20 protein-coding genes are annotated in these 22,900 nt (G+C 65.1%); 13 read left to right on the top strand and 7 right to left on the bottom strand.

Annotation, left to right across the window (positions count from 1 at the left end; translation table 11 throughout):
- Window positions 1–2: 2 nt before the first annotated feature.
- From ACSAMM_RS03475 to ACSAMM_RS03490, 4 genes are all read right to left on the bottom strand, one after another.
- The gene (locus ACSAMM_RS03475) at window positions 3–1,598 is read right to left on the bottom strand and encodes an ABC transporter permease (RefSeq protein ID WP_457789796.1); all 1,596 of its coding nucleotides are present in this window, start codon (window positions 1,596–1,598) and stop codon (window positions 3–5) included.
- 973 nt (window positions 1,599–2,571) lie between these two features.
- Window positions 2,572–4,458 (bottom strand): heavy metal translocating P-type ATPase, encoded by a 1,887-nt coding sequence (locus ACSAMM_RS03480; RefSeq protein WP_457792141.1) that lies wholly within the window; start codon window positions 4,456–4,458, stop codon window positions 2,572–2,574.
- A gap of 40 nt (window positions 4,459–4,498) precedes the next feature.
- Window positions 4,499–4,717: a cation transporter gene (locus ACSAMM_RS03485; protein WP_178725931.1), complete on the bottom strand. Its 219-nt coding sequence runs from the start codon at window positions 4,715–4,717 to the stop codon at window positions 4,499–4,501.
- Between the two features lie 22 nt (window positions 4,718–4,739).
- Entirely contained in the window at window positions 4,740–5,102 is a 363-nt protein-coding gene (locus ACSAMM_RS03490) for a metalloregulator ArsR/SmtB family transcription factor (RefSeq protein WP_178725928.1), read from the bottom strand.
- Window positions 5,103–5,263: 161 nt separating this feature from the next.
- Between ACSAMM_RS03490 and ACSAMM_RS03495 the strand changes: the two genes are divergently transcribed.
- Window positions 5,264–5,638, top strand: a complete 375-nt coding sequence (locus ACSAMM_RS03495; RefSeq protein WP_457789798.1) for a hypothetical protein — start codon at window positions 5,264–5,266, stop codon at window positions 5,636–5,638.
- Window positions 5,639–5,719: 81 nt separating this feature from the next.
- On the opposite strand, the gene galT is transcribed toward ACSAMM_RS03495, so the two are convergent.
- Window positions 5,720–6,688: a galactose-1-phosphate uridylyltransferase gene (galT, locus tag ACSAMM_RS03500; protein ID WP_457789800.1), complete on the bottom strand. Its 969-nt coding sequence runs from the start codon at window positions 6,686–6,688 to the stop codon at window positions 5,720–5,722.
- 16 nt (window positions 6,689–6,704) lie between these two features.
- Complete coding sequence (locus tag ACSAMM_RS03505; protein WP_457789802.1) at window positions 6,705–7,994, bottom strand: galactokinase; 1,290 nt, start codon at window positions 7,992–7,994, stop codon at window positions 6,705–6,707.
- Window positions 7,995–8,180: 186 nt separating this feature from the next.
- Here ACSAMM_RS03505 and ACSAMM_RS03510 point away from each other — a divergent pair, with 186 nt between their 5' ends.
- The 4 genes from ACSAMM_RS03510 (at window position 8,181) to ACSAMM_RS03525 (ending at window position 11,553) form a co-directional block, all read left to right on the top strand.
- Window positions 8,181–9,023 carry an AraC family transcriptional regulator gene (locus tag ACSAMM_RS03510; protein WP_457789804.1) on the top strand — a complete coding sequence of 281 codons (843 nt, stop codon included), beginning with the start codon at window positions 8,181–8,183 and terminating at the stop codon, window positions 9,021–9,023.
- A gap of 163 nt (window positions 9,024–9,186) precedes the next feature.
- Complete coding sequence (locus ACSAMM_RS03515; protein WP_178726026.1) at window positions 9,187–9,936, top strand: hypothetical protein; 750 nt, start codon at window positions 9,187–9,189, stop codon at window positions 9,934–9,936.
- 32 nt (window positions 9,937–9,968) lie between these two features.
- Window positions 9,969–10,418, top strand: coding sequence for a DUF2752 domain-containing protein (locus tag ACSAMM_RS03520; RefSeq protein WP_457789806.1), 450 nt, complete (start codon window positions 9,969–9,971; stop codon window positions 10,416–10,418).
- A gap of 175 nt (window positions 10,419–10,593) precedes the next feature.
- Window positions 10,594–11,553, top strand: coding sequence for a zinc ribbon domain-containing protein (locus ACSAMM_RS03525; RefSeq protein ID WP_457789808.1), 960 nt, complete (start codon window positions 10,594–10,596; stop codon window positions 11,551–11,553).
- 666 nt (window positions 11,554–12,219) lie between these two features.
- On the opposite strand, the gene ACSAMM_RS03530 is transcribed toward ACSAMM_RS03525, so the two are convergent.
- Window positions 12,220–12,948, bottom strand: a complete 729-nt coding sequence (locus ACSAMM_RS03530) for a DeoR family transcriptional regulator (RefSeq protein ID WP_178723092.1) — start codon at window positions 12,946–12,948, stop codon at window positions 12,220–12,222.
- A gap of 174 nt (window positions 12,949–13,122) precedes the next feature.
- Between ACSAMM_RS03530 and ACSAMM_RS03535 the strand changes: the two genes are divergently transcribed.
- The 8 genes from ACSAMM_RS03535 (at window position 13,123) to ACSAMM_RS03570 (ending at window position 22,840) form a co-directional block, all read left to right on the top strand.
- Window positions 13,123–14,373, top strand: coding sequence for an L-rhamnose isomerase (locus ACSAMM_RS03535; protein WP_457789810.1), 1,251 nt, complete (start codon window positions 13,123–13,125; stop codon window positions 14,371–14,373).
- Window positions 14,374–14,413: 40 nt separating this feature from the next.
- Entirely contained in the window at window positions 14,414–15,880 is a 1,467-nt protein-coding gene (locus tag ACSAMM_RS03540; protein ID WP_457789812.1) for a rhamnulokinase, read from the top strand.
- A gap of 20 nt (window positions 15,881–15,900) precedes the next feature.
- Window positions 15,901–17,115 carry an acetate/propionate family kinase gene (locus ACSAMM_RS03545; protein ID WP_178723085.1) on the top strand — a complete coding sequence of 405 codons (1,215 nt, stop codon included), beginning with the start codon at window positions 15,901–15,903 and terminating at the stop codon, window positions 17,113–17,115.
- 25 nt (window positions 17,116–17,140) lie between these two features.
- Window positions 17,141–17,962, top strand: coding sequence for a class II aldolase/adducin family protein (locus ACSAMM_RS03550; protein WP_457789815.1), 822 nt, complete (start codon window positions 17,141–17,143; stop codon window positions 17,960–17,962).
- A 208-nt stretch (window positions 17,963–18,170) separates the two neighbouring features.
- Entirely contained in the window at window positions 18,171–19,841 is a 1,671-nt protein-coding gene (locus ACSAMM_RS03555) for a propanediol/glycerol family dehydratase large subunit (RefSeq protein WP_457789817.1), read from the top strand.
- Between the two features lie 13 nt (window positions 19,842–19,854).
- Entirely contained in the window at window positions 19,855–20,505 is a 651-nt protein-coding gene (locus ACSAMM_RS03560; RefSeq protein WP_457789818.1) for a propanediol/glycerol family dehydratase medium subunit, read from the top strand.
- The gene (locus tag ACSAMM_RS03565; RefSeq protein WP_457789820.1) at window positions 20,498–21,001 is read left to right on the top strand and encodes a diol dehydratase small subunit; all 504 of its coding nucleotides are present in this window, start codon (window positions 20,498–20,500) and stop codon (window positions 20,999–21,001) included. Before ACSAMM_RS03560 ends, ACSAMM_RS03565 begins: the two co-directional genes overlap by 8 nt.
- 18 nt (window positions 21,002–21,019) lie before the next feature.
- Window positions 21,020–22,840: a diol dehydratase reactivase subunit alpha gene (locus ACSAMM_RS03570; RefSeq protein ID WP_178725373.1), complete on the top strand. Its 1,821-nt coding sequence runs from the start codon at window positions 21,020–21,022 to the stop codon at window positions 22,838–22,840.
- Window positions 22,841–22,900 lie beyond the last annotated feature (60 nt).

Raw genomic sequence — 22,900 nt, forward strand, 5'->3', positions numbered from 1 at the left:
TTCTAGCCTCTTTCGGAGAGGATTTTCAGCGGCTCGTACCGCATGACCGCCGCCACCGCCACGCAGGCGGACAGCAGGGTCAGCGCCAGCCCGATGCCCAGCAGCTGGAGCACCACCACCCAGTCGGTGGCCGAGCTCACGTCACTGAGATAGCTGACCATCTGGCGGCCCATGCCGCGAAAGCCGCCCCCGCCCCCGGTGGGGAGATCGGCCGGGGCCGCGTCCGCCCCGCCGCCGTCCATGCCGCCGGGCCGGCCGAAGTTCTGCTGCCGGTTGGCCTGCTGGGTCTCCTGGGCGGAAATCTGGGAGGCCAGCAGGGCGTTGGTCACCGGCACCGACGCCGCGCCGCCGATGGCGGTGCCGAGAAGCAGAAAGGCGAAGGTGACGACGAACAGCTCGGTGAGGAACTGAAGGGCCACCCGGCTCTTGCGCATCCCGATGGCGGTCAGCACCCCGATTTCATATTTGCGCTCCCGGATGTTGAAGATGTGGAACACGATGAGGATGACGCCCCCGATGAGCAGCACCACCAGCAGGAACCAGACGGCGAACTTGCTCAGGTTCTGTAAAGGCAAAAGGCTTTGCTCATAGGCCTCCACGTCGGTGGAGGTGACGGCGTAGTCCTCCGACAGGCCCATGGCCCGCGCGTCGGCCTGGAAGGCCTCGTAGGCGGCCGTGTCCGCGAAGGAATAGACGCCGGCGGTCTGCGCCCGCAGGGCGGTGGTGCTGGTGACGCCGGTCTCCTCGTCGGTGGAGGTGACGGCCGCGGCGGCGGACGCGTCGGTGATGGCCTTGAGGGCGGGATAGCTCAGATACACCTGGTTGGCCGGGTCGCTGGCGGCGGAAAAGCCCTTCATCATGCCGCCCTGCTCCGCCCCGGCGGCGCTGTTGTGGTAGAGGCCGGCGATGGTCAGGGTGACGGTCTCGGTCTCGTCGTTGGGGTTGACCAGGGCGAGCGTATCGCCCACCTGCAGGCCGTTGAGGGTGGCCAGCTCGTCGCTGATGAGGCAGACCGGCTCGGCGGCGGCCTCGTCAAACACTTCGCCGTCGGTCACCTGGCAGGTGCCGGCCACAAAAGCGGTCATGGCGCTGTGGCTGGAATACCCCACCAGGGTGAAATCCCCCTGCGCGCCCATCCCCTCCAGGGGGAAGCGCCCGCCCATGCCGCCGTCCGGCAGGTTTGGGGGCTGCTGGTCTTGCGCGTTGTCGCCGCTGTCCGACGAGCCGGAGGTGTCCACCGCCTCCAGGCCCTCGCCCGCGTTCAGGGAGGTGGTGAGCGTATAGGTAAAATCCTTTACATACTGGGATTTGGCGTAGGTCTGCATCTCCTCCAGGGAGAGGGCCGTCATGTTCTGAAAAGCGTCTTTCATGTCGCCACCTCCCTGCTGGAACTTTTGCATCATGGCCTGGCGGTCGAGGGAAATCTGGGCGGTGACGGCCAGGTTTTCCAGCCCGCTTTCCCGGGCCGTGACGGCGGCCTGCCGGATGGAGAGCGCGAGACAGCTGGCCACGGCGATGACCAGGACGATCAGGCCGATGAGGATGTTGCGGCCCTTGGAGCGCAGCAGGTTGCGCAGGGCGTTTTTGACAATGTACAAGCAAATGCCTCCCTAGCGGTTTTTGTTCCTCCTTATTGTAGGCAGGCCATGTGTCGGTTTTGTGTGCGGTGGGTGTGCATCGGATGAAAACAAAAAAAGCCCTGCCGGGCAGGGGGGATGACCCTATCGGGTATTGCGTTGGTATGCGGGGTATCACCCCGCGTCCCTATTTAGGGCTGTGAGCCGCCCGCACCCCATCTTTCTTTTTCGAGCGTGAAAAAGAAAGATGGGGGAGAAAGAAAAAGCCTTTGGAAACCATCCGGCGGGGGGAGGCCGACGCTGCGGCTCGCGGCAAGCGCTGTGTCGCTGCGGGCTTCCGACCCCACAAGAGACGTGGTATCTTTCTAGATCTCATGTCGCCGCAGGTACGCCCGCTAATAATCACGCGGCAGCAGCGTTCTGCTTTCTGCCAGCCCCGCCTCGCGCCTGCGTGACCACACGTTGCGGAAGTCGGGCGACCAACTCTCCTGGGGCTGCGCTGCACGAGAAGAATCAAGAGACAAGGGGGGACGCTCTGCCGCTGCCGGTCTCGCCGGCTTAGGCCGCCGAGCCCATACGGACGGCCATTGGATAGACAAGTGGTTACGCAGCCATTTGAGCAGAGGCGAGATAAACGTGTAAACCGCCGCTTTTCCTTGATTCTCCCAACGAATACGCGGGGTTCCGCCCCCGCGAGAACGATGCCTTTTCCGGGTTTCTCCGTGGTCAGGCTGTTGGCCGCGCGGGGAGGGGGTTCGTTAAGGGGGGCCGGCGCTTACTTATCTTTGCTTCTGCGTCGGCCCCCCTTGACTGCCCTTGGGGTCTTAGGGGAGGTTGGGCACGCAACCTCCCCTAGCGGGGCCCGGGGCAGCGCCCCGGAGGGTGAGGCAGAGACATAGGGGTTCCCTCTGGGAACAAGTCCTTTATTGCCACCCCGGGCAGACGCACAAACCCCCGCCCGGAAGCCCCATGAGGGCCTCCGGACGGGGGTTGCTTATCCCCTTAGCGCCCGGGTGGCATTGAGGATGGCGATGACCGACACGCCCACGTCGGCGAAGACCGCCTCCCACATGTTGGCCAGCCCGAAGGCCCCCAGCGCGAGGAACAGCAGCTTGACACCCAGGGCGAAGACGATGTTCTGCCGCACGATGCGCAGGGTGCGGCGGGACAGGCGGATGGCGGCGGCGATTTTGGAGGGCTGATCGTCCATAAGCACCACGTCCGCCGCCTCGATGGCCGCGTCCGACCCGAGGCCGCCCATGGCGATGCCCACGTCGGCGCGGGAGAGAACGGGCGCGTCGTTGATGCCGTCCCCGACGAAGGCCAGCACCCCGGTTTCCGCCGGACGAGCCAGCAGCTCCTCCACCTTGGCCACCTTGCCGTCGGGCAGCAGCCCGGCGTGGGTTTCGTCCAGGCCGAGGGCCGCCGCCACCCGGCCGGCCGCCGCCGGCGCGTCGCCGGTGAGCATCACGGTTTTGCGCACCCCCAGGGCCTTGAGCTGCGCGATGGCCTCGGGCGCGTCGGGCTTGATTTCGTCCGAAATGACCAGATACCCGGCGTAAACCCAGTCCGACGCCGCCGCATGTGTGGCGGCGGACGCCACCGCCACGTGCACGGCGGTGCCGGGGATGTCGCCCGTCTCGTACGCCGCGCCCAGCTCCGCCATCAGCCGGGCGTTGCCGGCGGCGACGGCGCGGCCGTCCACCACGGCCCGCACGCCCCGGCCCGCGATCTCCTCCGCCCCGGTCACCCGGGCGGGGTCGACGGGTTTGTCAACCGCCCGTTTCAGGGACAGGGAAATGGGATGGTCGGAATAGCTCTCCGCCAGGGCGGCCAGCTCGAGCAGCCGGGCCTCCTCCATCCCCACGGGATGGCATTCGGTCACGCGGAAGCTGCCCCGGGTCAGGGTGCCGGTCTTGTCGAACACCACGGTGCCGGTCTTGGCCAGGGCCTCCAGGTAGTTGCCGCCCTTGATGAGGATGCCTTGACGGGAGGCCCCGCCGATGCCGCCGAAAAAGCTCAGCGGGATGGAAATCACCAGCGCGCAGGGGCAGGAGATGACCAGGAAGATGAGCGCCCGGTGGAGCCACTCCGCGAAGCCGCCGCCCAGGATGAGGGGCGGCAGCACGGCCAGCAGCGCCGCGCCGATGACCACCACGGGGGTGTACCAGCGGGCGAATTTGGTGATGAAATTCTCGGCCTTGGCCTTCTTGCTCCCGGCGTTCTCCGTCAGCTCGAGGATCTTGGCCACCGTGGATTCCCCATAGGGCCGGCTCACCCGGACGCGCAGCAGGCCGGTCTGGTTGATGCAGCCGCTGATGACCGTGTCGCCCGCCGCCGCCTGCCGGGGCACGGATTCCCCCGTCAGGGCGGAGGTGTCCAGCAGGGAGCGGCCCTCCAGCACCTCGCCGTCCAGGGGCACCCGCTCGCCGGGCTTGACCACGATGACGTCGCCCACCGCCACCTCCTCGGGATCCACGCGGGTCAGGCCGTCCGGCCCCTCCACGTTGGCGTAGTCGGGGCGGATATCCATCAGCGCGGCGATGGACTGGCGGGAACGCCCCACCGCGTAGGACTGGAACCACTCGCCCACTTGGTAGAAGAGCATGACGGCGATGGCCTCGGGGAAATCCCCAATGCACAGGGAGCCGACGGTGGCGATGGCCATCAGGAAGTTCTCGTCGAAAATCTGGCCGTGGGCGATGTTCCGCCCGGCCCGCAGCAGCACGTCCCCGCCGACGACAAGATAGGGGACGAGATACACCGGCAGCGCCCACCAGCCCGCCAGGGCCGGCAGGGTCTTCGACAGGGCGACGGCCGCCGCGAACAGGACGGCCCCGGCGAGAATGCGGAAAAGGGTTTTCTGCTGTTTTTTGGTCATGCGGCTCATGGCGGTTTCCTCGCTTATTTCAAAATGGGGCTTACACCTCGATGACGCAGTCGGGTTCGATTTTGCGGCAGACGGCCACGGCTTCGCGCAGGATGGCGTCGAAGCGGCCCTCGTCGGCCTCCAGGGTGAGCTTTTGGGTCAAAAAGCTGACCGACGCGTCGCGCACGCCGTCGATGCGCCGGATGGCGTTTTCCATCTTGGCCGCGCAGTTCGCGCAGTCCAGATCGCGCAGATTGTACCGTTTTTTCATAGAGTATCCCCTTTCTCAGCGTTTACTCCGCCAGGTGTTCCATGCCCTGGCTGAGGATGGTGCGCACGTGCCCGTCCGCCAGGGAGTAGAACACGGTTTTGCCCTCCCGGCGGAACTTGACCAGCTGGCTCTGCTTGAGCACCCGCAGCTGGTGGGAGATGGCCGACTGGTTCATGTTCAGCAGCTGGGCGATGTCGCACACGCACATTTCCGCCTCCAGCAGCACGTACAGAATCTTGATGCGGGTGCTGTCCCCGAAAATCTTGAACAGCTCCGCCAGGTCGTAGAGGATTTCCTCCTCCGGCATCTCCTGGTTGACCTTGTCGATGATGTCCTCGTGGGCGTGCATGAATTCGCAGCGCTCCACGCCGTTGCTGTCGACCATTCGCGTTGCCTCCTTGTGTAAACATATGAACCATCGTTCATTTATTATTATATGCACATCTGTTCATTTGTCAATAGGTTTAAGAAAAATTTTTTGGATGCATGCCGGCGCGGCTTTGGGGCAGGCTACCAATAAACCATTGTTTTAGGAGGAACACGCGTATGAAGATCATCAAACGCTTGGCCATCGGCCTGCTCGCCGGGCTGCTGCTGCTGGCCATGGCGGGCTGCAGCAAGAAGGAAACGGACAGCCGGACCCTGGATCACTTCACCAAGGCCTTCGAGGACGCGGGGCATTCCGTGGCGGACGCCACCGAGCCTCTGTTCGCCGCCGTCGGCGCCACCGCCGGCACCATGTTCAAAATCGGGGACGAGACGGTGAAGATTTATATGTACGAGTCGGAGGAGGCCCTGGAGAAGGCCCAGAAGGACTACGCCTCCACCGTCAAGGATTTCAAACGCAACGGCCGTTTCCTGCTGGAGACCACCAACCAGAAGGCCCAGGACATTTTCAACAAGGTGGAAAAAGCGAAATAAACCAAAAGCGCGGAAGCCGTCATGGCTCCCGCGCTTTTGCTTGTATAGCCCGCCAAACCGGCGGGGGCCCTTTTTTCGCTACTATTGGTTCATGAACCGCTCGTAGGCGGCGCGCAGCTCTTTGCTGGTCTCCTCCGGGCAGGTGGGGTTGCAGTGGGCCCACGCGCCGGTTTCGCTGGAAGCGTTGTACTTGATTTTGTCCGCGCTGCGCATGGGGGGATAGAACGCGATGTGGAAATGGAACAGCGCGGACACGTCCTCGCCGTTCACCGGCTCGTTGTACATGCACATCATGTAGGGGAACTTGAAGCCGAACAGGCTGTCCAGCATCCCGGTGGTGCGCCGCAGCACCTCGGCCAGATCCTCCCGCTCCTCCGGGGTGAACTGGGCGATATTCGACCGGTGGGCGTTGCTCATGATGTACACGCCGTAAGGGTATTCGCTGAAGAAGGGGAGGAACACCGTGAAATGTTCGGTGCGGAAAATCACCCGCCGCCCGTCGGCCACCTCCGCGTCCAGCATGTCGCAGAACAGGCAGCGGCCCTTCTCCTGCTGGTACGCCCGGGCGTTTTCCACCTCCAGCTCCAGCTTCTTGGGCAGGAAGGGGTAGCCGTAAATCTGGCCGTGAGGATGGGGCATGGTCACCCCCACCACGTCCCCCCGGTTCTCAAAGATGAACACGTACTTAATCTGCGGGTCGGCGGCCAGCGCCTCGTACCGCTCCACCCACAGGTTCACCAGCTTGACGATGTGAGAGGTGGGCAGCTCGGGCAGGGTGACGGTGTGCTGGGGGGAGTAGAGGATCACCTCGCACTTGCCGTAGCAGGGGGCCGTCTCGAAAAAATCGGTGGCCACGTCGTCGGGCGCCGGCGGGTTGGGGGACAGGGCGGGGAAATCGTTGTCGTATTTGTAGACGTCGTAGTCCTCCGGCACCTTGCCCGAACCCGGGCAGAAGGGGCAGTAATCCTTGGGCATCTGGGGCCGTCCCTGCCGGTGGGAGGCGATCATGATCCAGTCGTTGGTCAGCGGATGCTTGCGCAGCTCAGCCATTCTATATAGTCCTTTCTTATAACAAAGAGTCTAAGCAAATCCCGCCCAGGGGGCGGATGCTCAGCACATGGCAGCTCCCGGGGCCGAACACGCCCTCCATCAGGGCGCGGAACGCCTCGAGCCTGCCGGTGGGCACGAAATTCTGGGTGGTGCCGCCGAAGCCGCCGCCGTGCACCCGCCACGCGCCGCAGCCGTCCAGCGCCCGCTGGGCCAGCGCCAGCGCCAGGCTCAGCCCCTGGAACTCCACGTCACAGGCCGCGTACACGTTTTGCAGATACTCGAAGGAGGAGTGACCCGACTCCACCACCAGCCGCTTGAACTCGTCGAAATCCCCGGCGTTCAGGGCCGCCACCTGGCGGGAAACCCGCTCGTTATCCCCCAGGAAGTGGATGGCCCGCAGCACCGCCCGATCCCCGTGGGCCTTGCGCAGGGCCGGGATGGCGGGAATCAGCGCCTCCATGGAGGTTTCGCGCAGGTAGGTCACCCCCAGGGAGGCGGCCACCGCCCGCATCTCCGCCGGCACGGCGGCGTATTCGTGGGTCAGATCCGCGTGGTTGCCCCCGGTGTCCACGATGCACAGCGCATGATCGGCGGCGGCGAAATCAAAATCCACCGTCTCGATAACTGGCTTGTCGGTGTCGGCAAAATCGATGGTGATGATGCCCCCCACCGAGGAGGCCATCTGGTCCATCAGGCCGCTGGGCTTGCCGAAATAGACGTTTTCGGCGTACTGGGCGATTTTCGCCACCTCCACGGCGGACACGGCCCCGCCGTTGTACAGCTGGTTCAGGATAGCGCCCAGCAGCACCTCGAAGGCCGCCGACGACGACAGGCCGGAGCCCTTGAGCACGTCGGAGGTGGTGTAGGCGTCGAAGCCGCCCACCCGATAGCCCAGCTGGGCGAAGCGGGCCGCCGTGCCCCGCACCAGGGCGGCGGAGTGGTTCTTCTCCGCATCCCGGACGTCCAGGTCGTCCAGGGACACCTCGTCCATGTCGTACCCCTTGGACTTGACCCGGACGCGCCCATCGGCGCGGGGGGCCGCCACGGCGATGACGTCCAGGTTGACGCTGGCCGCCAGCACCCGGCCGTGGTTGTGATCGGTGTGGTTGCCGCCGATTTCGGTGCGCCCCGGCGCGGAGAAGAGAACCAGCTCCTCCGCCTCGCCGAAGGTGTCGGTGAAAGCGGCGGCCGCCTCACAGTACCGGTCGCGCTGGGCCTCCACCCGGCTCTCGCCGTACAGGCGGGCGAACAGGGCGTCGTAGGCCCCCTCCCGGATACGCTGGATAAGCGCTGCGGCTGCGGTCATAGCGATCGTTCCTTTCGTTTTAAGAGAATCTTCATTTCTGCGTTTCGCCGATTTCATAATTAGAGGGTATAGTATCATTATAAGCTGTCCGGCGGGAACATCCATCCTGTATTTTAGCAAATCCATGGACAAATGTTGCATCACCCGGTATACTATAGGAAGAAAACAATCCGGGGAGGCGGCGCTGTGGACAGCTTTAAGCATTCCTTCAAAAACACCCTCAAGGAGAACCTGGGCCTGGCGGTGTACAACACCGGCTATCAGAAGTGCGACGGCCAGCACACCTGGGGCCCGGCCAGCCGGGATCACTACCTGGTGCACTATGTCTCGGCGGGGCGGGGGACCTTCACCTGCGCGGGGCGGACCCACGCCCTGGCGGAGGGGGAGCTGTTCCTCATCTGCCCCTCCCAGGTGGCGGGCTACGCGGCCGATAGGGAGGAGCCGTGGGAATACTGCTGGGTGGGCTTCAACGGCACCGAAGCGGGCCGTTTGCTGAGCCTGGCCGGCTTTTCCCGGGAGACCCCCGTGCTGCGCCCCCCGCATCCCGAGGGGCTGAAGGAGATGCTGCTCCATATCTACCGCTCCGGCGGCAATACGCCGGCGGCGGACGCGGATATGGTGGGGTACCTCTACCTGTTTCTGGCCGAGCTGATCCGCCGGAATGAGCGGCAGGCCCCGGCGGTCGGCACCAAGGATTACCTGGAGCAGGCGGTTCGGTTCATCCAGCGCAATTACGCATCCGACATCGGGGTCAGCGACGTGGCCGCCTACGCGGGGGTGAGTCGCAGCCAGCTGTACCGCACCTTTCAGGCCGGGTTCGGCCTGTCCCCCCACGATTTTCTGCAGAAATACCGCATCAGCGAGGCCTGCGCCCTGCTGCGCAGCCGCCGGTACACGGTGGCCGAGGTGGCCGGGTCGGTGGGCTTCAACGACCCCCTGTATTTTTCCCGCATGTTCAAAAAAATCAAAGGCGTCACCCCCACCGATTACCAGCGCGCCCCGGGGGAAACCATCGGCCCCGCCGGTTAGCCCGGCCCGCTCCCGCAGTTTCGCGGCCTTTGCCCGGTATCTTGGCCAAAACCCCTTTGCTCCACCCGTGGAAACTCCATAAGACGCTGAAACCGCCTTGACAGCCGCCTTTTCCGTCCCCTATAATAATCGGTAAGATGTTTGGGATGGGCGGTGTGGTAGTGTGAAACGGAAATCCGTGCCGGGAGGAGGAGCGGCCCTCCTTCTGGTCAAAAGCCTGGCGTTGGCGGCCGTGGACTGCGCGTCGGTCTTCATCGCCTTCGCCGCCGCTCCCGGGTTCCATATAGGGAACTTCCCATGGGCCCTGCTCAATCTGCTGGTCGTGCTCGTTTTCGCGGACACGACGGTCCTGCTCTACCCCTACCTGAAACGCCGGTACGGCGCTTCCTACGCCCGGGGCTGGTGCCTGGCCACCGGCGGGTATTACCTGCTGACCATGGTGCTCACCCCCCTGTTCTACTGGCGGACGCCCGGCCCGTTGTTCACCGCCATGGTGGGCGGGGCCCTGGCGCTGTACGCCGCCGCCGTGGCGGCCATCCTGCTCACCCGCAACAAGCGCCGCCGCCGCCGGGATACCCAGGTGAACGGCGGGGTCATCGCCCTGAGCATGCTGGAGCTGGGCGGCAGCGTCCACGAGCTCCAGTCCCTGCTGCCGCCCCGGCAGTGGGAGGGGCTGAATAAAGCCTACGTCGCCCTGCGCACCTGCTGGGAATTCGCCGCCCCCTTCGGGCGCAGCGATATGCCGGTGGTGCTGGAGCTGGAGGCGGCCATCGCCTCCCGCGTGAGCGCCGCGTCCCGTCGGGTGCAGGCCCTGTGCGCCGCCTTTTCCGAGCCGGATTTTCAAGCCGCGGTCCACGAGCTCCTGGAGATCGCGGAGCTGCTGAAAAGCCGGGAAAAACAACTGTTAAGCTGACGCCGGCCGGGCCATGGAAGGAGGTGCGCGGCATGGCATCTCCACCCGTCTGCGCCCCTTTGGCCGAGAGCCGGCGGGCGCGTGTGTGCCGCCTTGTCCGCATGCATCTGCTGCTGGCGGCGGCCCTGCTCCTCTACACCTTTGTCATCGGCCGGTGCCCGATTCTGTGGCTGACCGGCGTGCCCTGCCCCGGCTGCGGGATGACCCGCGCCCTCACCCATGCGGTGCGTCTGGACTTCGCCGGCGCGTTTTATTATCACCCGCTCTGGTTCGCCGTCCCGCCCGCCGTGCTGTACCTCGCCCACCAGGACGCCTGGCGTCTGCCGGGCGGGAAGCGGGCCCGGCAGATCCTGGTGATCCTGCTGGGGGCGGCCTTCCTGGCCGTTTACCTCTACCGCCTGTTCTGGCAGCCCGACCCGGCCATCCGGGTGGATTTCGGCGCGTCCGCCGTCGCCCGCCTGTTTGCCCGGCTTACCGCCTAGCCCTGGTTTAGCGCCCGGGCTTCACGCCAGGGCTTTACGCCAGGGCTTCACGCCCGATTGCCCATCGTCATCCGCCGACCCGACCCCCTTCTGTCGGTTCATTCCCGCCTGGGCGGCCCGGCAGCCTCAGGCCGCGGAACCCTCATCATCCGCCGGAGAAATGGAGAGAAACCTTATGGCCAGTCCTATCGCCTTTTCCCTGCCCCAGAACTTTGATTTGCAGAATGTGGTCGGCCGTCTCGGCCGCTCCTTCCAGCTCAAAGGCTACGCCGTGCGTTCCTATCCCGTGGGCGCTGGGGCCTGCCTGGAGGTCAGCCGGAATACCGGCGGCCTGAACACCGTCATCGGCCGCTGCGAGGGCATCAAGATAAACTTCATGCCCGGCGCCAACCTCCTCAACGTCAGCTTCAGCGACGAGCAGTGGACGGATAAAATCATCGGCTTCGTCGTCGGCTGGTTCACCTGCTGGATCCCCTGGATCTTCACCGCCATCGGCGCGTATAACCAGTACCGGCTGCCCAAAACGGTGGAGAACGAGCTGCAGATCATCCTCGGCACGGTCAGCACCCCGACGGGCGGGTATTACCAGTCCCCCGCGGCCCCGGCGCAGCCGCCGGCCTATCAGGCCTACCAGACCTATCAAACCCCGCAGCAGCCCACCCCGCCCGCGCAGCCCGGCGGGTATTATCCGCCGCAGGGCCCGGCTCCGGCGACGCCGACGGTGCCGCAGCAGCCCGCCGCGCCCCGGCCAGAGCCGCCGCAGCCGCCCCGCGCTCCCGCGCCCTCCGTCCCCGTGCAGGGCCCGGCCCCCGCGCCTAGCGCGCCGGAGGAGCCGCCCTTCACCCCGCCGGATCCCTTCCATGTGCAGGTGAAGACCCCGGAGAACCCCTTTGCCTGCGAGGAGCCACCCCATGTGGAGAACCCCTTTAAGGACGGGAACCCCTTCGATATGAGCAGCCCCTTCGGGCAGGTAAAGCCCAATTCGCCGCCCGCCTCGTCCATCCCGAGCACCCCCGCCCCCGCGGCCGTGCCGCCGGTGGGGGAGAAGGGCAAGAAGACCTGCCCCTCCTGCGGCAAAACCCTGGACGCCGAAAGCGTGTTCTGCATGTACTGTGGCGCGAGACAGGACGGATAACCCAAGGATAAAGCCGGCCCCCGCTGAAAATAGCAGGGGTCGGCTTTCTGTATTTGTCTCCCCGCCCATTCGGACAGAGGCGGTAGGGGCGAGCAGTGCTCGCCCGCGAAACAGCCCCGCCGCCCTGGGAAACGGGCGGGCGATGCCCGCCCCTACAGGGCCGCCGCGAGCGGTTGCAAAGCTCTTTTTTGTCTCCCCGCCCATTCGGACAGAGGCGGTAGGGGCGAGCAGTGCTCGCCCGCGAAACAGCCCCGCCGTCCAGGGAAACGGGCGGGCGATGCCCGCCCCTACAAGGCCGCCGTGATCTGTTGCAAAGCTCTTTTGTCCCCCGCCCATTCGGACAGAGACGGTAGGGGCGAGCACTGCTCGCCCGCGAAACGGCCCCGCCGCCCCGGGAAACGGGCGGGCGATGCCCGCCCCTACAGGGCCGCCGCGAGCGGTTGCAAAGCTCTTTTTTGTCTCCCCGCCCATTCGGACAGAGGCGGTAGGGGCGAGCAGTGCTCGCCCGCGAAACAGCCCCGCCGTCCAGGGAAACGGGCGGGCGATGCCCGCCCCTACAGGGCCGCCGCGAGCGGGCATATACCAAAGAGGGGACGGGGAGTAAACACGCACGCAACGAATGGTTACGAGCCGCCGCGATCCAGTGTCCCCGTCCAGCTCCTTTTTTCATTCCCGCGCGTATTCCGGCGGAAGCTGCACGTTTGTGATTATTTTCCAGACCTCGCCCAGCGACCCGATTTTGCAGAAATTCTCCTTGCCCAGCTTGCTCGCGTCACATAGCAGGATGACCCGCTTGGCATTGCGCATGTACATCCGCTTGAGGCTGGCCTCGTCCTCGCTCGAGTCGGTCGCCCCGGTTTCGGGATGCACCCCCCGGCAGGAGAAAAAGGCCAGATCCGCCGTGAACCGGGAGACGAATTCGATGGCCTGCGGCCCGACGAAGCTCTTGGCGTTTTCCCGCAGCCGCCCGCCGGTGCCGTAGACCTCCACCCCCTCGATTTCCGACAGGATGTTGGCGGTTTTCAGACCGTTGGTGATCACCCGCAGATGCTGGAACCCCGTCAGCTTTTCCGCCAGCTGGCAGACCGTGCTGCTCGCGTCCATAAACAGGGTCTGCCCCTCGTGGATGTAGGGCAGGGCCCTCTTGGCGATGATGGATTTGGGGATGAGGTTTTCGGTCTCCCGCATGGTCAGGGGGAAGTCCCGGGCGTTCCCGTCCACGAACACCGCCCCGCCGTGGGTGCGGCGCAGCAGGCCGTTGCTTTCCAGCGCCTGCAAATCCCGCCGGATGGTCGCCCCGCTGGAATACAGCCGGGCGCACAGCTCGTCCACCGTCACCGCCTGTTTCTTGGATAGAATCTCCAGAATTTTGTTTTGCCGTTCGAGGGGCAGCATAGGCTCCAACCCGCTTCCGTTTGATTATTTGTGAGCGAAAATGCAAAAAACAACGAAATGTATTGCGCATTTATCGATTTTCACGCCAGTTATAGACGAAATACGCTTTCTATACTATAATCGGAGTATACCAAAAATGAGCTGAAAAATCAAACCGCAGAAAGGACTGGACATATGTACGATTTGCAGAAAGGCTACGAGGTGGCCAAGGAGTTGTATGCCCAATACGGCGTGGACGTCGACAAAGCCATGGAGCTGTGCGACAAAACGCCGATTTCGATTCACTGCTGGCAGGGGGACGACGTGGCCGGCTTCGAGAAAACCGGCGGCGCCCTGACCGGCGGCATCCAGACCACCGGCAACTATCCCGGCAAGGCCCGCACCCCCGAGGAGCTGCGCGCCGACATGGATTTCGCCCTGGGCTTCGTCCCCGGCGCGAAGAAGATCAACATCCACGCCAGCTATAACGAGTGCGATACATACGTGGACCGCGACGCCCTGGAGCCCAAGCATTTCGCCGCCTGGGCCGACTGGGCGGTGGAGAAGGGCTACGGCCTGGATTTCAACCCCACCTTCTTCTCCCACCCCTTGAGCGAGAACGGCACCCTTTCCGCCGCGGACGACAAGGTGCGCCGCTTCTGGATTGAGCACGACCTGCGGGTGCGGGAAATCGGCGGCTACTTCGCCGCGCGCACCGGCCAGCCCTGCGTCATCAACCACTGGATCCCCGACGGGTCCAAGGAGGTGCCGGTGGATACCCTGGCCCCCCGTCAGCGCCTGAAGGACAGCTACGACCAGATCTTCGCCAAGGACATCCCCGGCGTGGTGGACGCGGTGGAGAGCAAGGTCTTCGGCATCGGGGCCGAAAGCTACACCGTCGGCTCTCACGAGTTCTATATGTGCTACGCCATGAGCCGGCCGAACGTCCTGGTCACCTTCGACACCGGCCATTTCCACCCCACCGAGGTGGTCAGCGCCAAGTTGTCCTCCATGCTGACCTTCAAGGATAAGCTGCTGCTCCACGTGTCCCGCCCCGTGCGTTGGGACTCTGACCACGTGGTCGCCTTCGACGACGAGACCCGCGCCATCATGGACGAAATCGTCCGCATGGACGCCCTTGACCGGGTGTATATCGCCACCGACTACTTCGACGCCTCCATCAACCGGATCGTCGCCTGGGTCGTGGGCTCCCGCAACACCCGCAAGGCCCTGCTGGAAGCCCTGCTCCAGCCGGTGGACACCATGAAGGCCCTGGAGCGGGACGGCGACGTCAGCGCCCGCCTGGCCTATGTCCAGGAGTTCAAGGCCCAGCCCTTCTCCCTGGTGTGGGATTACTACTGCCAGAAGACCGGCACGGGCGTGGGCCTCGGCTGGCTGGACAGCGTGAAAGCCTACGAGAAAGACGTGCTGTCGCAGCGGGGCTGAACCGCCGCCATCACACTATAGACAAAGGAGCTGATTCTGCTTGGCCGGTAAACGAGTGTTGGCCTTCGACTTCGGCGCGTCCAGCGGCCGGGCCATCCTGGCCTCCTACGAGGACGGCAAAATCTCCATGCAGGAGATTCACCGGTTTTCCAACGACCCGGTCACCGTCTGCGGCGTGTTCCACTGGGATGTGCTGCGCCTCTTCTTCGAAATCAAGCAGGGGATCACCAAGGCCGTGCACCAGGGCGGCTTCGACGCCATCGGCATCGACACCTGGGGCGTGGACTTCGGCCTCCTCGACAAAAAGGGCCGCCTGCTGAACAACCCCGTCCATTACCGGGACGAGCGGACGGTGGGCATGATAGAAAAGGTCTTCGAGACCATCCCGGCACAGGAGCTGTACGGCCGCACCGGCATCCAGTTCGCGCGGCTGAACACCCTCTTCCAGCTGGCCGCCCTGCGGCAGGACGAGCCGGAAACCCTCGCCCAGGCCGAGACCCTGCTGCTCATGCCCGACCTGTTCGCCTACCTGCTCACCGGGGTCAAGCGGGCTGAATACACCGAGGTGTCCACCACCCAGTGCCTCGACCCGAAAACCGGCGACTGGGCCTTCGATTTGCTGGAGCGGCTGGACATTCCCACCCGCCTGTTCCCGCCCATCATCGACGCGGGCCAGACCTACGGCCTGCTGTCCGACGCCATCTGCGAGGAGCTGGGCTGCCCGAAGGTGCCGGTCATCGCCGTGGCCACCCACGACACCGGTTCTGCCGTGGCCGCCGTGCCTACCCAGCAGGACGATTTCATTTACATAAGCTGCGGCACCTGGTCCCTCTTCGGCACCGAGCTGCCCGCGCCGGTCATCAACGAGACCTCCAGGAAATACAACCTGACCAACGAGGGCGGCTACGGCCGCACGGTGCGCTTCCTCAAGAACATCATGGGCCTGTGGCTCATCCAGGAATCCCGCCGCCAGTGGATCCGCGAGGGCGCCGACGTGTCCTACGCCGACCTGGAGCGGGAGGCCCTGGCCGCCAAGCCCTTCCAGTGCTTCATCAACCCCGACGACCCGAGCTTCGAGATGCCGGGCAACCTGCCCCGCCGGGTGCAGGAGTTCTGCCGGAAGACCGGCCAGTATGTCCCCGAAACCCGGGGCGAAATCATGCGCTGCATCTACGAAAGCCTGGCCATGCGGTACCGGTACACCCGCCGCTCCATCGAGGAGGTCACCGGCCGTTCCTATGAGGCCATCCATATGATCGGCGGCGGCACCAAGGATCGCCTGCTCTGCCAGATGACGGCCGACGCCTGCCGCTGCGAGGTGGTGGCCGGCCCCATCGAAGCCACCGCCATGGGCAACATCGCCGTCCAGCTCATCGCCCTGGGCGAGCTGAAGGATCTCAAGGAGGCCCGGCGGGTCATCGCCGATTCCGAACCCCTCAAGCACTACGCCCCCGAAAGCCCGGAGGTTTACGACGAGGCTTACGGCCGGTTTGAAAAATTGCTGTAAAGGTAGTGAAGGGTAGACCCATGAAAATTCTGGTGGTCAACGCCGGCAGCTCGTCCCTGAAATATCAGCTGTTTGATATGGACACGGGCCATGTGCTGGCCAAGGGCAACTGTGAACGCATCGGCGCCGGCGGCGCCGTCACCCACAAGAAGGCGGGCGCGCCGCCCTACAAGGTGGAAACCGCCCTCCCGGATCACGAGGCCGCGCTGAAATGGGTGCTGGATCTGCTGGTGGATCCCGTCCACGGGGTGCTCGCCGACATCCGCGAGATCGACGCGGTGGGTCATCGGGTGGCCCACGGCGGCGAGAAGTACAAGGCCTCCACCCTCATCGACGACGAGGTCATCGCCTATCTGGAATCCATCGTCAGCATCAACCCCCTCCACGGCCCTCCCGCCATCAAGGGGATGCAGGGCTGCCGCCGCCTGATGGGGGACACCCCCCAGGTCGGCGTGTTCGACACCGCGTTCTACGCGGGCATGGAGGACAAGGCCTATATCTACCCGCTGCCCTACCGGCTGTATGAGGAGAAGCGGATCCGCCGGTACGGCTTCCACGGCACCTCCCACCGGTATGTCTCCGGCAAGGCGGCCGAAAGAATGGGCCGCCCCCTGTCCGAGCTGAAAATCGTCACCTGCCACCTGGGCAACGGTTCCTCCATCACGGCGGTGGATCGCGGCCGGGCGGTGGATACCTCCATGGGCTTCACCCCGCAGGAGGGCATTCTCATGGGCACCCGGTCGGGCAGCATCGACCCCACCATCATCCCGTACCTCATCGAGCATGAGGGCATGACCGGGGAGCAGGTGGAGGACATGCTTAACCGGCAGTCGGGTCTCCTCGGGGTCTCCGGCCTGTCCAACGATTCCCGCAACGTCTGCGAGGCCGCCGCGCAGGGCCATTACCGCGCGGGGCTTGCCATCCGCATCCTGGTGCACGGCATCAAGAAGTATATCGGTGCCTACGTCGCGGAGATGAACGGCATCGACGCCCTGGTCTTCACCGCCGGCATCGGGGAAAACGACGCGGGGCTGCGCCGCCAGGTCTGCGCGGGCATGGATTATCTGGGCATCGCCCTGGATGAGGGGGCCAACAGCTCCCTGCCCCGGGGCGAGGCGGGGGACATCTCGGCCCCCGGCGCGCGGGTGCGCACCTTCGTCATCCCCACCGACGAGGAATACATGATCGCACAGGACACGGAAACCCTGGCGAAATCCGTCATCCATAGCCATTGATATAAAGGAAAAGGAGAAGTTCATCATGATGTCACCCTATGAAATCAAAAAGGAAATCTGCGAAATCGGCCGGAGGATTTACATGAACGGCTTCGTCGCGGCCAACGACGGCAATATCTCCGTCAAGGTCAGCGAGAACGAATATTACTGCACCCCCACCGGCGTGTCCAAGGGCTTCATGACCCCCGACATGATCATCAAAATCGACGCCGACGGCAACAAGCTGGAGGGCAAGCTGAACCCCTCCTCCGAAATCAAAATGCATATGCGCGTCTACCGGGAGCGCCCGGACGTGAACGCCGTGGTGCACGCCCATCCGCCGACCGCCACCGCCTACGCCGTGGCCGGCATCCCGCTGGATAAGTACCTCCTGCCCGAGGCTATCCTGGTGCTGGGCGACGTGCCGATCTGCAAATACGGCACCCCCTCCACCATGGAAATCCCGGATTCCCTGGAGCCCTACATCCAGACCCACGACGCCTTCCTGCTGCAGAACCACGGCGCTCTGACCGTCGGCTGCAACCTGACCAAAGCCTTCTTCGTCATGGAAGAGGTGGAGTTCTCCGCGAAAATCGCCCTCATGGCCCAGCAGCTGGGCAACCAGAACGAGCTGACCTGCGACGAGCTGGCCAAGCTGATGGAACTGCGGGTGAAGATGCAGATCCCCGGCAAGCACCCGGGCTGCAAGAAGTGCCCCAACCTGGGCACCGAAAACTGCAAGTGCAAGCAGAACCTGCCCGCCGGCACTTCCGCCTCCTGCTCCTGCGGCTCTGCCGCCCCGGCCGACGTCAGCGACGACCTGGTGGCCGAAATCACCCGCAAGGTTCTCGCCGAGCTGAAGAAGTAAGACAGGATTTTTAGAGTGGGGGATTTATCGTAGCCCCCCACGGGTTTCAGGATTTGCTTCCATAGCGGGGGTGAAAAAATCCTGAAAGGATTTTAGAGTGGGGGATTTATCCCCCACAGGTTTCAGGATGTACGTCCATAGCGGGGGCGGAAAAATCCTGAAAGGATTTTTAGAGTGGGGGTGCTAACCCCCACAGGAGGTGGTGTTTGTGCCGCAAAGCAAACGGTTCCAGGCGCTGGCACAGCGCCCCGTAAATCAAGACGGTTTCGTCACCGAATGGCCGGAGGCGGGCATCGCGGCCATGGAATCCCCCTATGATCCGCCGTCCTCCCTGCGTATGGAGAACGGCCGGATCGTGGAGATGGACGGCAAGGCCCGGGCGGATTTCGACTTCATGGACGCGTTCCTCGCGGATCACGCCATCGATTTGGACGCCGCCGAGGAGGCCATGGCCGTCGACCCGCTGGAGATGGCCCGGATGCTGGTGGATATCCACGTGGACAAAACGGTCATCAACCGGCTGGCCGGGGGCATGACCCCCGCCCGGCTGTGCGAGGTGCTCCGCCACATGAACGTGGTGGAAATGATGATGGCCATGCAGAAGATGCGGGAGCGCAGCACCCCCTCCAACCAGTGCCATGTCACCAACCTGCGGGATAACCCGGTGCAAATCGCCTGCGACGCGGCGGAGGCCGCCCTGCGCGGCTTCGCCGAAACCGAAACCACGGTGGGCATCGCCCGGTACGCGCCGCTGTGCGCCCTCGGGCTTCTGGTCGGATCCCAGTGCGGCCGCCCTGGCGTGCTCTCCCAGTGCGCGGTGGAGGAGGCCACCGAGCTGAAGCTCGGGATGCTCGGCCTGACCACCTACGCGGAAACCATCTCGGTTTACGGCACCGAAAAAGTGTTTATCGACGGGGACGACACCCCGTATTCCAAGACCTTCCTCGCCGCGGCCTACGCGTCCCGCGGCATGAAGATGCGCTGCACCTCCGGATCGGGCAGCGAGGCCCTCATGGGCCACGCGGAGAAGAAATCCATGCTCTACCTGGAGGCCCGCTGCCTGCTGATGATCAAGGGCGGCGGCGTGCAGGGCACCCAGAACGGATCCATCAGCTGCATCGGCCTGGTGGGCGCGGTGCCCTCCGGCATCCGGGAGGTGCTCGCGGAGAACCTGCTGGCCGCCATGCTCGGCCTGGAGGTCGCCTCCGGCAATGACCAGAGCTTTTCCCACTCGGACATCCGGCGCACCGCCCGGATGCTGATGCAGATGCTCCCCGGCACCGACTTCATCTTCTCCGGCTACAGCTCGGTGCCCAACTACGACAACATGTTCGCCGGCTCCAACTTCGACGCGGAGGACTTCGACGATTACAACATCCTCCAGCGGGACTTGAAGGTGGACGGCGGCCTGCGTCCGGTGACGGAGGAGGCCGTGCACGCCGTGCGGCTGCGGGCCGCCAAGGCCATGCAGGCTGTGTTCGACCGGCTGGGCTTCCCGCCCGTTTCCGACGAGGAAGTGGAGCAGAACGTCCTGGCCAACGGCAGCAAGGACGTCACCGCCCTGCGGGACGTCAACGAGGACCTCAAGGCCGCCAAGCGGATCCAGGACGGCGAAATCGGCGGCCTGGACGTGGTCAAGGCCCTGGACGCCTCCGGCTTTTCCGACATCGCCGCCTCCCTGCTCGAAATGCTCAAGCAGCGGGTCTCCGGCGATTACCTGCACACGGCGGCCATCCTGGACAAGGATTTCCACGTGCACAGCAGCGTCAACAACCCGAACACCTACCAAGGCCCCGGCACCGGCTACCGCCTGGACGGGGCGGAATGGGAACGGGTCAAAAACATCCCGCAGGCCTTTGACTGCGCGTCGATTCAGTAAGGAGGGCGAAGCCATGGAACTCAATGAAGAACTGGTCGCCCTCGTCACCGAAAAGGTGCTCGAGACCCTGCGGGCGGGGGAAACCGCTCCCGCCGCGCCCCGGACGGACGGCCTGTTCATGACTGTCCGCGACGGGGAGGAGGCCAAGCCCGGCGTCACCCCGGACGAGGTGGTCATCGGCGTGGCCCCGGCCTTCGCCCTCTCCCAGGTGAAAACCATCGGCGGCCTGGCCCATGCCGACGTGCTGCGGGAGCTGAGCGCCGGCATCGAGGAGGAAGGGCTGCGCGCCCGGTTTGTCCGCTTCCGCGACATCTCGGACGTGTCCTTCATCGCCCAGCGGGCCGCTAAGCTCAGCGGCTCGGGCATCGGCATCGGCATCCAGTCCAAGGGCACGGCGGTCATCCATCAGAAGGATCTCTTCCCCCTGACCAACCTGGAGCTGTTCCCCCAGGCCCCCCTCATCACCCTGGAGATTTACCGCCAAATCGGCAAGAACGCCGCCCGGTACGCCAAGGGCCAGTCCCCGGTGCCGGTGGCGGTCGCCAACGACTTTATGGTGCGCCCCAAATTCCAGGCCCGGGCCGCCATCCTCCATATTAAGGAGACGGAGCATATCGTGGAAGGCGCTCCCCCCGTGGAATTGGAGGTGACCTGGCATGGCTGACGCGATGGAGGCGCTGGTGGCGAAAATCACCCGCGAGCTCCTGGAACAGACCGGCGGCGCTCCGGCCCCCGCCGCCCACGCCGGCCGCTTCACCGCCGCGGATTACCCGCTGCTTGAGAAGCACCCCGAGGTGGTGCGCACCCCCACCGGCAAACCGATGGAGGCCATCACCATGGAGGCCGTGCGCAGCGGGGCCATTACCGGCGAGGATCTGCGTATTTCCCGGGACATGCTCCTCTGCCAGGCCGACGTGGCCGAAAGCGCGGGAAAAAAGCAGATGGCCGAAAACCTCCGCCGGGCGGCGGAAATGACCGCCGTGCCCGACGATAAGGTTATTGAGATGTACGACCTCCTGCGGCCCAACCGGGCCACCAAGGCCCAGCTTGAGCAGATGGCCGCCACCCTGGAGAATGACTACGGCGCGGCCATGTGCGCCCGCCTGGTGCGGGAAGCGCTGGAGATTTATGAGAAACGGGGCATTCTGCTCCCCGGCTGACAGAAAGGTGGTGGAGACATGGCACGTGCCGGGCGCGTGGTGGCGGGCATCGACATCGGCAATTCCACCACCGAGGCCGTCCTGCTGGAAAAGCTGGACGGCGAAAGCCGCTATCTGGCCGGCGCCATGACCGCCACCACCGGCGTCAAGGGCACCCCCGATAACGCGAAGGGCTGTCTGGAGGCCCTGGACGAGGCGCTGCGGGCGGCGGGGCTTGCCTACGCTGACGTGGCGCAGATCCGCCTCAACCAGGCGGCTCCGGTCATCAGCGACCTGTCCATGGACACGGTCAGCGAAACCACCGTCATCGGCTCCGCCATGATCGGCCATAACCCGGACACCCCCGGGGGCGAGGGGCTGGCCGTGGGGAAAACCGTCCCCATCGCCCGGCTGGCCGAAGCCTCCGGCGACGTGGTGGCCCTGGTGGACGGGGACTGCCCCTATTACCGGGCGGCGGAAATCCTGAACAACGCCCCCGCCGGCTGCCGGGTGGTGGCCGCCATCTGCCGGAAGGACGACGGCGTGCTGATTGCCAACCGGCTGAAAACCCCCATCCCGGTGGTGGACGAGGTGGCCCACCTCGAAAAGGTGGAGCCCGGCGTCCCCGCCGCCGTGGAGGTGGCGAAAAACGGCGAGAGCGTCAAGACCCTCTCCAATCCCTACGGCCTGGCCGGCCTGTTCGGCCTCACGCCGCAGGAAACCCGGGACGCCATCCCCGTGGCCCGCAGCCTCATCGGCTGCCGCTCCGGCGTGGTGCTCCGCGCCGAGGGGGCCAGCGTCAAGGTCAGCAAAATCCCCGCCGGCACCGTGGACATCCAGGGCGACCGCGGCCGCGCCCGCCTGGACGTGAACGCCGGGGCGGACGCCCTGATGAAGGCCGTCGCCCAGGCGGGCGACATCCGGGACATTACCGGAGAGCCCAACACCAACGCGGGCGCCCTCCTCTCCCGGGTGAAGGCCGGCATGGCCTCCCTGACCGGCCAGTCCCCGGAGGAGCTGCATATCGTGGATATGCTGGCCGCCGATACCTTTTCGTCGGTGGAGGTGGCCGGCGGCCTGGCCGGGGAATCGGCCATGGAAAACGTGGTGATGCTCGCCGCCATGGTGCAGACCTCCCGTCTGCCCATGCAGGCTATCGCCGAGGAGCTGTCCCGCCGGACGGGGATTTTCGTCCGTGTGGCGGGCCGGGAGGCCGAAATGGCCCTTAAGGGCGCCATGACCACCCCCGGCGCCGGCGTTCCCCTGGCCATCCTGGACTTGGGCGGCGGATCCACCGACGCGGCGCTCATCGACGAAAACGGCGCGATCACCGCTGTCCACCACGCGGGCGCGGGGGAGATGGTCACCCGGATCATCGACCTCGAGCTGGATTTGCACGACCGGGACACGGCGGAGCTTATCAAGAAATACCCCCTGGCCAAGGTGGAGGGCCTGCTGTTCCTCCGCTTTGAGGACGGCAGCGTCAAGTTCGTCAGCGAGCCGCTGCCCCCCGAGCTGTTTGCCCGGGTGGTCATCGTGGCCGGGGATACCCTGGTGCCTGTCCGCTCCTCCAAGCGGCTGAGCATCGACCGCATCGCCCTGGTGCGGCGGGAAGCCAAGCGCAAGGTGTTTATCGCCAACGCGGAACGGGCCCTGCGCCGGGTGGCGCCGGACGGCGATCTGCGGCAAATCGGCTCGGTAGCCCTGGTGGGCGGCAGCTCCCAGGACTTCGAAATCGCCGATCTGCTGGCCGAGCACCTGATGGCCTACCGGATCACCACCGGCCGGGCCAACCTGCTGGGCTTTCTGCCCCCACACAGCGCCGTGGCTCTGGGCCTGGCGCTGGCGGACGACGCATGAACCATGGAAAAGACGGTATGAAACTAGGGGGGAATGTCCCCCGCGAAGGAGGTGACGCGC

It is taken from the genome of Anaeromassilibacillus sp. SJQ-5, from assembly GCF_054108045.1.

Coding starts and splice junctions, on each gene's coding strand:
- ACSAMM_RS03480 (WP_457792141.1), bottom strand. CDS start 4,458: ATGACCAAAAAACAGCAGAAAACCCTTTTCCGCATTCTCGCCGGGGCC.
- ACSAMM_RS03485 (WP_178725931.1), bottom strand. CDS start 4,717: ATGAAAAAACGGTACAATCTGCGCGATCTGGACTGCGCGAACTGCGCG.
- ACSAMM_RS03490 (WP_178725928.1), bottom strand. CDS start 5,102: ATGGTCGACAGCAACGGCGTGGAGCGCTGCGAATTCATGCACGCCCAC.
- ACSAMM_RS03495 (WP_457789798.1), top strand. CDS start 5,264: ATGAAGATCATCAAACGCTTGGCCATCGGCCTGCTCGCCGGGCTGCTG.
- galT (WP_457789800.1), bottom strand. CDS start 6,688: ATGGCTGAGCTGCGCAAGCATCCGCTGACCAACGACTGGATCATGATC.
- ACSAMM_RS03505 (WP_457789802.1), bottom strand. CDS start 7,994: ATGACCGCAGCCGCAGCGCTTATCCAGCGTATCCGGGAGGGGGCCTAC.
- ACSAMM_RS03520 (WP_457789806.1), top strand. CDS start 9,969: ATGGCATCTCCACCCGTCTGCGCCCCTTTGGCCGAGAGCCGGCGGGCG.
- ACSAMM_RS03525 (WP_457789808.1), top strand. CDS start 10,594: ATGGCCAGTCCTATCGCCTTTTCCCTGCCCCAGAACTTTGATTTGCAG.
- ACSAMM_RS03530 (WP_178723092.1), bottom strand. CDS start 12,948: ATGCTGCCCCTCGAACGGCAAAACAAAATTCTGGAGATTCTATCCAAG.
- ACSAMM_RS03535 (WP_457789810.1), top strand. CDS start 13,123: ATGTACGATTTGCAGAAAGGCTACGAGGTGGCCAAGGAGTTGTATGCC.
- ACSAMM_RS03545 (WP_178723085.1), top strand. CDS start 15,901: ATGAAAATTCTGGTGGTCAACGCCGGCAGCTCGTCCCTGAAATATCAG.
- ACSAMM_RS03550 (WP_457789815.1), top strand. CDS start 17,141: ATGATGTCACCCTATGAAATCAAAAAGGAAATCTGCGAAATCGGCCGG.
- ACSAMM_RS03560 (WP_457789818.1), top strand. CDS start 19,855: ATGGAACTCAATGAAGAACTGGTCGCCCTCGTCACCGAAAAGGTGCTC.
- ACSAMM_RS03565 (WP_457789820.1), top strand. CDS start 20,498: ATGGCTGACGCGATGGAGGCGCTGGTGGCGAAAATCACCCGCGAGCTC.
- ACSAMM_RS03570 (WP_178725373.1), top strand. CDS start 21,020: ATGGCACGTGCCGGGCGCGTGGTGGCGGGCATCGACATCGGCAATTCC.